The sequence below is a fragment of the Clostridium sp. CAG:43 genome (assembly GCF_000434655.1).
Lineage (GTDB): Bacteria > Bacillota > Clostridia > Lachnospirales > Lachnospiraceae > Otoolea > Otoolea fessa.
Window position 1 is genome coordinate 193 of sequence record NZ_FR895118.1, and the last position, 9,168, is coordinate 9,360.

Here is a 9,168-nt window from a genome sequence, read left to right on the forward strand (position 1 = left end):
GTTTATCAAGAAGTTTATCACCATATTTAACCTTCATACCCTGATAGGCAAAATTTTGTCCACCAACTACATGAACCTTATAATCACCATCATAGCCAAAAATTCTATCTACAAAGTATTTCGAGCTTTTTGTGGAAACCTCTTCTTGCAATGCTGCGCTATTCTTAATTGTGACACTTCTACCTGGTCCACCAACCAATCCACCCGAACCTTTGTCTTCTACAGTTGAGACAGTTCCCATTGCAATACATTTTTTGATCGTTACCACGTCACTCTTACTAACAGAACCGATCAAACCTCCTGCCAGAGAAGTTGTTTTACCTGTGATATCTGCATTAACAACACAATTTTCTATCGTCAGGGGAGCTCCGTTGGTAGTTTGAACAGCTCCTATTAGCCCACCAGCTCCACTATCATTATATCCTGTCGCCGTGATGCTGCCACTAACATAACATTTTTCAACCGTTGCATTGTCTCCTACCGTCTTTGCGATCGCTCCCTGGTTTCCCTTTCCCTCAATCCCAACATCCGATAAAATCAAATTTTTAACGGTTCCATTCAAAACATTAAACAACGGCTGCGAAATTCCACTCAACGCATATCCATCACCATCTAAACAAGCCGTTAGTGTTCTTGACTCCCACGACTCGCCGCTTAGATCGATATCAGCCCCCAATCTAATATACGTATTTACACCAAAGGGTAGATATCCATTATATTTATTTTTTTGGTTTTTACCCATAACAGTAAGCCACTGATCTGCAGTACGAATCACATAGGGATTCGTTTCCGTACCTTCTCCCGTGATTCCTTCATCCGCATACAGCGCAATCCCCGCGTCTCCCACCTGCACGTGGATCTCCGGCAAAGCAGTGTCTTCCGGTATCTCTTCGCTTTCCGGAATCACCGGAATATAGGTATAGATCGCCCCATTGTATTCTTCATTGGCTTTATCGTAGCCCTCCCAGGTCTTTTCTTCAGTTTCTTCTGGTTCACCGTCCTCATCGAAGCGGTCAAAATAGTCCTCCGGTGCCAGTCCGCCCTGAAATTCAGAATAGTCGCTGTTTTCCGCATCCAGTTTCCACGTGATACCCGACAAAGTCCGCTCGGTGGTTTCTTCTCCCATCGTCTCACGCACGGTAAGAGTCTCCGGGAACTGGATGTCGGATTCTTTGCTTCCAAGCGTGAGAATCTGATCGGCGATCGATTCTTCCAACGGTGCAAATTCCAGCGTCGTTTTTGCCTGCTCTTCTTCCAGGACCGTGATCTGGATCACCGGGAGTTCGTCCTCATCTACCTCATAATTGCTGCTTTTCAGCTCTGCACGGAACAGGTAGACGCCCGGATTTTCTCCATCATAACGGGATGCCTGGCTCTCTTCTGCATCCAGAACCCAGCGCACCTTTACTTTTCGCCAGAAACCTTCCTTTTCGTCAATCTCTTCCTCGGTCTTCTCATCTGTCTTGACCTCTTCCTTCGGTTGATCCGTTTTTCCGTTCGAAGAACTGCCATCTTCATTCAAATCTGCATTTCCACCCGAAGAACCGGAATCTGTCTTACCGGAATCGTCTTTCTCATCGGATTCACCGTTCCCCGGATTTACATTTTCATCCTGAGAGTCCCCATTTTCCGCCGAATTTCCATCTTTCCCAGAATCTCCCTGTTCACCTGAACCGGATTCGGCTTTCTCTAATCCCTCTCCACCTTCGCTTTTGTCTTTGCTATTCTCTCCGGCATCTTTTCCTTCGGTATCTTTTCCTTCAGTATCTTCTTTTTCTCCATTCTCTTCACTGTCCGTCTTTTCCAGCACGGCATCATCATTTATGCGGTTGGCAAACGCAGCTACATTCTCATCGCTCCCTGCGTCAGGCACATCTTCGGTTTGCCCCCCCCCCCGCTGACAAAAACGTCTATGCTGTCCGGCATCTCCAGATCCTGATACCGGGTTCCATAGGGAACCTTCTGATACAGAACCTGTTCCGATAAACTTTCGATCTCCCGGATCTGATAAAAATTCGTGTTCGCATAAACTCTCGGCACAGAACCATATGAACTGCACGTTATCACTACCACCATTCCTGCTGCCAGGATTCTTCTTTTTCTCCTTCTCATACGCTTTTTTCCTCTCATTCTCGAAATGTTGATTATCCGTCATAAAGTGTGTATACACAAATGAGTCATCACTATATTTATATTATAATAATCAACTCTCACAAATTCAAGACAGAAACTGTTCTTTTAAGCGCATAAAGAAAAACGAGACGACCAAAGTCGTCTCGTAAAAGTCTAACTTTGAGGGGTCACCTCATTCTCTTGACTTCTTTTTTTATTTCCGTTCTTTATATCATTGTTTTCCCAGGTTCTCCGGGGTTCTGCACCATGTCAGGAGCATTCCTTTTAAAAATTCCAGTTCCTGTGTGTGGTCTTCCTTGTGATCGTCCGCCCACACAATTCCCTGTGCATAGCGCTCAGCCACCGCCAGCATCGCAATCGCAACGCTTGTAAATAACTGCTGCTCCGGGATATCGGTCCGGATGCTTTTATCGCTCCTCGCCTGCTCATAAAACTTATGATACAGCGCTCCTGCCGGCTTCAAAACATCCAGATGTTCAGCCAGCGCTTCCCCCCTGACTTTCTCCCGGGAGATAAAGTTTTTATAGTTATTACTGAACCAGAGTATTTCCGGGCGTTCCCGGTAAATCCGGATGATCTGGTCCGTATAAAACTCAATGTACTGATACGCCGTGAATGATTCAAATATCTCCGGTCCCTTTTCTTCCAGAATCTCCTTCCAGAGATCGCCCCAGATTTTTCCGCTGATCGCTATCACAAGCTTGACCTTCGTCTGATAATAGTTATATAGGGTCGCAACGCCCACTTCCGCAGCGTCCGCCACCCTCTGTAAACTGACATTCTCGATCCCATATTGCGAAAACAGCCTGAATCCAGCTTCCATCAGCTGTTCTTTCCGACGCATCGCCTCTTTTTCATCCCGCTCTATATTTCTTGGCATTTCATCCTCCGCGCCTTTTCCTGACTTCTCCTGGATTCTTACAGGTATTCAAACATCTCCTTGGCATCTTCCTTGCGGATGGTCTCCTGCACGCTCGTCACGCGGACTTTGACAGACTTGTTGCCGAAGGCAATTTCAATCACATCCCCAACCTTAACCTCCGCGCTGGCTCTTGCCACTTTATCATTCAGCATCACTCGCCCGCTGTCGCACGCTTCATTGGCCACGGTTCTTCTCTTGATGATGCGGGACACTTTCAAATACTTATCTAACCTCATATTTTTCCTTTCCATAACCCCTTGCAGGGCACTTTCATCCTGGCGGAATCCCTTCGCTCCTATAATACTAAAGCCCTCCATGATATTTCATCACGAAGGGCTGTCTGTCACACATATATGTCTGAGATAATTATGCGTTTACCATATCCTTTAATGCTTTACCAGCTTTGAACTTCGGAGTCTTGGAAGCTGCGATCGGCATAGTCTCGCCGGTCTTCGGGTTTCTTCCCTCTCTAGCTGCTCTCTCAGCTACCTCAAAAGTACCAAAGCCAACCAGCTGAATCTTTCCGCCCTTAACCAGTTCCTCGGATACTGCATCTGTGAAAGCCTTGATTGCTTTCTCTGCGTCTTTCTTGGAAAGCTCTGCTTTCTCAGCTACAACTGCGATTAATTCTGTCTTATTCATCGTATATTCCTCCTAGCTTATATCTTCGCACATGAATCCTCTTAGTTTTCTTCGTACATGCCCGCAAATCTTACTTTACATTTATATACATTTCTCCTTGCTTTGTCAAGGTTTTTCGCGCCTTGCTGTGTTTTTTCTGTGAAAAATCATGGAGTATCTGTGAACTCTCTTGCGCTTTCGCCTGTTTTTCGATATATCTGTTATATCGAATACCAATTTTTACCAAATAGACTGAAAGGAAACGGAGACTGTCTGGCACTCTTCCAGCCTCCCATTTTAGACCATATATGATAGAATCAACAACCACTACCCCCTCTGATTTTTACGGCGGTTCCCGCATCCTTTTAGAGGGCATCATCGACGAATTTCTCTCCTGCATCGGCATGATCCGGCGCTATCAGAAGTCGCAGACCGGCTGGGATCCGATCTCCTCCTCTACCTCTCGCGTCAAAAGCCCGGAGAGCATGAGAGAAAAGCTCATCCGAGACGGACTGGAGCCGACGCTTCAAAATGCGCTTGCTCACGAACATGACGCCGCGGGCGTGCGCCTCATCTGCCCGATGCTGGACGATGTTTACCGCACCGCCGAGCTCATCCGCGCGATTCCGGACGTGACCATTCTCCGGGAAAAAGATTTCATCGCCCATCCAAAGCCGAACGGCTACCGCAGCTACCATATGATTTTAAAGATGCCGGTCCGTTTTCTGGGAAATACATCCGAGACAGCCGCTCTGCCCTGTCTGGAAGTCCAGATCCGCACGATCGCGATGGACTGCTGGGCGAGCATAGAACATGAACTCAAATATAAGCACGATATCGCCAACCCGGAGCTGATGCAGCAGGAATTAAAGCACTGTTCCGACCAGATTGCTTCCACGGATCTGTCCCTGTCCACCTTAAAGGAGCTGATTCTCACCCCAAATGCTGACCCAGATGCAAATTCCAACACAAGTGCTGGCGCTGAAAAACCAGTCGCTTCAGACTGCCGCGGCATTCCGCTCGGATAAATACTTGGATAAATAAAATAGTACATAAACCAACAGGTGGATAAACAAAGAGGGGGGATTTTCACACATGAAACTACTTCTTGCCGACGATGAACCGGATATGATACGCGCCCTGAGCGCCATTTTAACCCATGAAGGATATAAGGTAGACGCTGTCTACGACGGGGCTGAAGCACTGGAAAAAGCAGCCGCCGTCAGCTACGACGGGCTGATTCTCGATATCATGATGCCAAAGCTGGATGGGCTTGCCGTTCTTTCTGCCCTCCGGGACAAGGATATCCTGACCCCCGTTCTTCTCTTAACCGCCAAAAGCCAGACCGAGGACAAAATCTCCGGGCTTGACTGCGGAGCGGATGATTACCTCACCAAGCCCTTTGACATCGGCGAATTTCTCGCCCGCGTCCGGGCGCTGACCAGACGAAGCGCCGCCAAACAACTCTCTGGGCTTACCTGCGGCAACTTTACCCTGGATCGCGCTTCCATGGAACTTTCCTGCGGCACTTCCTCCGTCTGCTTATCCAGCCGCGAGGCGGCAATGCTGGAATTGTTTATCCGCGAGGAAGGACGCCTTTTAACCGAAACACAGCTTTTAGAGCACACCTGGGGAAGCACATCCTACGACGATGGCGCTTCCGATCCACTTCCACCGACACAGGAGGCACAACTGGTATGGACTTACGTTTCTTATCTGCGAAAAAAGATGCAGGCGCTGGGCGCCAACCGGAGCATCCAGCGAACCGAAGAGGGATATCGTCTGACGGCGGCGGACGCATGATCCGAAGCCTGCGGCGCAGGTTTCTGCTCATCGCCATGTTTTCTCTGGCGCTCACGCTCTTTGTCATCGGCGGCTCGATCAATCTGGGAAACTACATCCGGCTTACCGACCGGGCGGATGCCATCATCACGACTCTTTATGAAAATGACTGGAATTTCCCCCTTGTCAGGAATCATCCAAACGTTTCGGGACGTTTCCAACTCACCCGCGAAACGGAGTTTGAGACACGCTACTGCATTATTCATCTGGATGAAAATGAGGAACCATCCGACGTCAATTCCGAGCACATCGCCTCCCTCAGTGAGAGCGACATCTCAGCTCTGACAGACGCGATTCTCTCATCCGGCAAGGACAATGGCTACTGGGGCTACTACCGTTACCATCTGTATCCGTCCGATGGAAGCAGCGAAAGCGACAGCGGTACGCTTGTGATTGTAGACTGCTTTTCGCAGTTACAATCATTTTATATTCTTCTGCGCCTGACCTTCTTTATTATTTTCGGCTGTCTGGCAGTTGTACTTTTACTTCTCCTGTGCCTCTCCGACTACGTCATAAAGCCATTTGCCGATAATATCAAAAAACAGCGCCGGTTTATCACCGATGTCTCGCATGAGTTAAAGACACCTCTCGGCATCATTTCCGCCAACGTCGGCGTCATGGAAATAACACGCGGCAAGGACGAGTGGACGGAAAGCACCCGCAAGCAGGTCGAGCGCTTAAACCGCATGATTGCGGAGCTCATCGAGCTGTCGCGCGCCGAGGAAAGTATGTGTCCGGAAAGTCTCTCTGATTTTTCTGTCAGCGCACTGGTAAAAGAGACTTCCGACAGCTTCCAGACCGCCGTTGACGCACAGGGAAAGAAGCTCTCCCTCTCGATCGAACCAGAGCTGTCGATGCGGGGACAGCGCGACCAGATCCTGCGTCTCTGCTCAATTCTGCTGGATAACGCAGTCAAATATTGCCTGCCGGACGGCACGATCACTGTGTCCCTGTACCAGAAAAAACGCCTCCTCTGTCTCGAGGTGCAGAACCCCTGTGAAAACCTGGAGCCCGATCAGGTTCCGCGCCTGTTCGACCGGTTTTACCGAGCGGACGATTCCCGCGCACGGGCAAGCGGCGGCTACGGCATCGGGCTTTCCATCGCCAAATCCATCGTGGAACGCCACGGCGGACGCATCAGCGCCCATCTGGCGCCGGGCAAGGATAAACAGAATGAAATTCACTTCTGCGCCCTGCTGCCGCGGCTGTCGTGAATAGCCCAGCCCTATCATCTCAACATACATACCTGCAAACAAATGCACAATTACCTACAGAGTCTGCTACCGTCAGCTTCTTCCAAATACAGGACTATCAAAAACAGGATCGATGGACAACCGCCCAGGAGTTTTATCTCTCTTTACGTTTTCCATCGATCCCGTCTTCTTTTTTCTCTCACCGCCTGTTTCCAGGCAGATTTATCTCATTTATCTTTTTTTATCCTTCCATCTGACGTCCCAGAAATCCGGCTGCCGTCGCTGCCAGCTTCATCTCCGCCCCTCCAAGCGCCTGCTTTGCCTCCCGGCTGAGGAGAATCACCGCCCCGATCGCATCTCCCTCGCTCAAAATCGGCACAATTACCTCGGAGCTGCTCTCCTCCACCTCATCCGAGGTGATCGGGATAAATGCTTTTTCTCCCCGCGCCGCACAGATATTCTGACGTTCGGAAACTGCCAGTTCCAGCGCCCGGCTGATCGTCTTCTGGTAATATTCCTTCTTTGGTCCCCCGGATACCGCGATGATCTGATCCCGGTCCGCGATGCAGACCATCAGCCCCGTGGACTGCGCCATCGCCTCCGCGTACTGCACGGCAAATGCCGCCAGCTCCACCATCGGTGAATATTTTTTCAATATAATCTCGCCCTCGCGGTCCGTGAATATCTCAAGCGGCGTCCCTTCCCGAAGGCGCAGCGTCCGGCGTATCTCTTTCGGGATGACAACGCGACCCAGATCATCGATTCTTCTCACAATTCCTGTAGCTTTCATGATTCTTCCTCCTGCATACCACGTTTGCCATATCGTGTGTCTTATGGGTAGTATGTGGAAATGCAGGCGGATTATACATCTGAAATGGTTCGTCCCAATTTTAGAACTGAAAATTTTTGCGTTTTTTATTCCTGCCGTTTCTTCGGATTCGGATTGATCGCCACACCGCGGTTGATGTCGCCCTGTAAATTCTTGCCGAACTGGTAATCATTACCCGGAAGAATCACATTGAGCAGAACGCCCGCAATCGCTGCGATCGCAAGACCTGTCAGAGTAACCGAGGTTCCTGCCGCCTCAAAGGTCAGACCGTCGGAGAATCCCAACCCGCAGACCAGAATTACCGCAGCGATTACCAGGTTCCGGGATTTGGTTAAATCCACCTGGTTTTCGACCACGTTGCGGACACCGATCGCGGAGATCATACCGTATAGCATGAAACTAACGCCGCCGATGATGGCAGACGGCATCGAACCGATGACCTCTGCCATCTTCGGAATAAAGCTCAGAATCACAGCAAAGACAGCTGCAATCCGGATGACACGCGGGTCATGGACATGGCTTAATTCCAGAACGCCCGTATTTTCACCGTAAGTCGTATTGGCAGGACCGCCAACGAGTGCCGACAGAGATGTTGCGATACCATCGCCGACCAGCGTCCGGTGCAGTCCCGGATCCGCAAGGAAATTTTCTCCGACCGTTGCGGAGATCGCCGACATATCGCCGATATGTTCCATCATCGTCGCAAGCGCGATCGGCGCCATTACCATGACCGCCGTCGGGTCAAATTTGCACAGCTGGAACGGCGGAAGTCCGACCCAGGAAACCGTCGCCACCTCTGAGAAATTCAGGATCGCACTTCCGTCCGGATTTGTCATTCCCATCATCTGGAAGACTGCTGCCGCTGCATAGGAGATCACAACGCCCATCAGAATCGGAATGATCTTGAACATTCCCTTGCCCCAGATATTAAAAACGATGATAGTTCCCAGCGCAATCAACGCAATCAGCCAGTTTGTCGATGCGTTGGCGATCGCGGACGGCGCCAGTGAAAGACCGATACAGATAATGATCGGACCTGTCACAACCGGCGGCAGATAGTGCATGACGCGCTCCACGCCTGCCAGCTTGATGATCAGCGCCAGAATCAGGTACAAAGCGCCTGCAACCACAATACCGCCACAGGCATAGGGAAGCTTTTCTCCCATGGTCATATCTGCAAATATACCTGTATTCAGATTCGCAACCGTCGCAAATCCACCCAGAAAAGCAAAGGAAGAACCAAGGAAAGCCGGCACCTTAAACTTAGAGCAGGCATGGAAGAACAATGTACCAAGTCCTGCACACATCAGGGTTACCTGGATAGAAAGTCCCTGCCCCTCAAAATAGGTGTTAACCAGAATCGGCACCAGAATGGTCGCACCGAACATGGCGAACATATGCTGCAGTCCCAAAAGCAGCATCTTCGGCAGACCTAAGGATCTGGCATCCTTGATAGCCGTGTTGTTTTCATTCATAACGATATACCTCCATTTTATTCAGCATACTTTTCTTTTCCGATCATATTTTCTATCGTTTTTGCATGCGTTTCTCCGTCTTTCAGAATATCGTTTTTACAGGCTTTCGTCAACCTTTTCGTTACAGTTACACTGTCTTCTTTACTTGCCTGA

The 9,168-nt window shown here is 49.7% G+C and carries 10 protein-coding genes; 3 read left to right on the forward strand and 7 right to left on the reverse strand.

The window, feature by feature from the left end; genetic code table 11:
- The 5 genes from QVO97_RS12450 to QVO97_RS12470 all read right to left on the reverse strand — a co-directional run.
- The coding region (locus tag QVO97_RS12450; protein WP_288189774.1) for a ZmpA/ZmpB/ZmpC family metallo-endopeptidase-related protein at window positions 1-1,873 on the reverse strand (1,873 nt) is incomplete at its 3' end.
- On the reverse strand, window positions 1,843-2,112 hold the full coding sequence (locus tag QVO97_RS12455; RefSeq protein ID WP_022360639.1) for a hypothetical protein: 270 nt from the start codon (window positions 2,110-2,112) through the stop codon (window positions 1,843-1,845). The genes QVO97_RS12450 and QVO97_RS12455, both read right to left, overlap by 31 nt.
- 232 nt (window positions 2,113-2,344) lie before the next feature.
- Window positions 2,345-3,013 (reverse strand): TetR/AcrR family transcriptional regulator, encoded by a 669-nt coding sequence (locus tag QVO97_RS12460; protein WP_022360640.1) that lies wholly within the window; start codon window positions 3,011-3,013, stop codon window positions 2,345-2,347.
- 38 nt (window positions 3,014-3,051) lie between these two features.
- Window positions 3,052-3,291 carry an RNA-binding S4 domain-containing protein gene (locus QVO97_RS12465; RefSeq protein WP_022360641.1) on the reverse strand — a complete coding sequence of 80 codons (240 nt, stop codon included), beginning with the start codon at window positions 3,289-3,291 and terminating at the stop codon, window positions 3,052-3,054.
- A gap of 130 nt (window positions 3,292-3,421) precedes the next feature.
- The gene (locus QVO97_RS12470; protein ID WP_022360642.1) at window positions 3,422-3,697 is read right to left on the reverse strand and encodes an HU family DNA-binding protein; all 276 of its coding nucleotides are present in this window, start codon (window positions 3,695-3,697) and stop codon (window positions 3,422-3,424) included.
- A 287-nt stretch (window positions 3,698-3,984) separates the two neighbouring features.
- On the opposite strand from QVO97_RS12470, the gene QVO97_RS12475 reads away from it, so the two are divergent.
- The 3 genes from QVO97_RS12475 to QVO97_RS12485 all read left to right on the forward strand — a co-directional run bounded on the left by QVO97_RS12475 (window position 3,985) and on the right by QVO97_RS12485 (window position 6,732).
- Window positions 3,985-4,704 (forward strand): GTP pyrophosphokinase, encoded by a 720-nt coding sequence (locus QVO97_RS12475; RefSeq protein ID WP_022360643.1) that lies wholly within the window; start codon window positions 3,985-3,987, stop codon window positions 4,702-4,704.
- A gap of 67 nt (window positions 4,705-4,771) precedes the next feature.
- A complete protein-coding gene (locus QVO97_RS12480) occupies window positions 4,772-5,479 on the forward strand; it encodes a response regulator transcription factor (protein WP_022360644.1) in 708 nt (235 codons plus the stop codon).
- On the forward strand, window positions 5,476-6,732 hold the full coding sequence (locus QVO97_RS12485; protein WP_022360645.1) for a sensor histidine kinase: 1,257 nt from the start codon (window positions 5,476-5,478) through the stop codon (window positions 6,730-6,732). The genes QVO97_RS12480 and QVO97_RS12485 overlap by 4 nt, the downstream gene beginning before the upstream one ends.
- Before the next feature lie 220 nt (window positions 6,733-6,952).
- Here the strand turns inward: QVO97_RS12485 and spoVT are convergent, their stop codons facing one another.
- Together spoVT and QVO97_RS12495 are read right to left on the reverse strand one after the other, a co-directional pair.
- A complete protein-coding gene (gene spoVT / locus QVO97_RS12490) occupies window positions 6,953-7,501 on the reverse strand; it encodes a stage V sporulation protein T (protein WP_022360646.1) in 549 nt (182 codons plus the stop codon).
- Between the two features lie 125 nt (window positions 7,502-7,626).
- The gene (locus QVO97_RS12495) at window positions 7,627-9,015 is read right to left on the reverse strand and encodes a uracil-xanthine permease family protein (RefSeq protein WP_022360647.1); all 1,389 of its coding nucleotides are present in this window, start codon (window positions 9,013-9,015) and stop codon (window positions 7,627-7,629) included.
- Between the last annotated feature and the right edge of the window lie 153 nt (window positions 9,016-9,168).

Excerpts from the sequence above, each read along its gene's own strand:
- QVO97_RS12455 (WP_022360639.1), bottom strand. The coding sequence starts at position 2,112 with ATGAGAAGGAGAAAAAGAAGAATCCTGGCAGCAGGAATGGTGGTAGTG.
- QVO97_RS12460 (WP_022360640.1), bottom strand. The coding sequence starts at position 3,013 with ATGCCAAGAAATATAGAGCGGGATGAAAAAGAGGCGATGCGTCGGAAA.
- QVO97_RS12465 (WP_022360641.1), bottom strand. The coding sequence starts at position 3,291 with ATGAGGTTAGATAAGTATTTGAAAGTGTCCCGCATCATCAAGAGAAGA.
- QVO97_RS12470 (WP_022360642.1), bottom strand. The coding sequence starts at position 3,697 with ATGAATAAGACAGAATTAATCGCAGTTGTAGCTGAGAAAGCAGAGCTT.
- QVO97_RS12475 (WP_022360643.1), top strand. The coding sequence starts at position 3,985 with ATGATAGAATCAACAACCACTACCCCCTCTGATTTTTACGGCGGTTCC.
- QVO97_RS12480 (WP_022360644.1), top strand. The coding sequence starts at position 4,772 with ATGAAACTACTTCTTGCCGACGATGAACCGGATATGATACGCGCCCTG.
- QVO97_RS12485 (WP_022360645.1), top strand. The coding sequence starts at position 5,476 with ATGATCCGAAGCCTGCGGCGCAGGTTTCTGCTCATCGCCATGTTTTCT.
- spoVT (WP_022360646.1), bottom strand. The coding sequence starts at position 7,501 with ATGAAAGCTACAGGAATTGTGAGAAGAATCGATGATCTGGGTCGCGTT.
- QVO97_RS12495 (WP_022360647.1), bottom strand. The coding sequence starts at position 9,015 with ATGAATGAAAACAACACGGCTATCAAGGATGCCAGATCCTTAGGTCTG.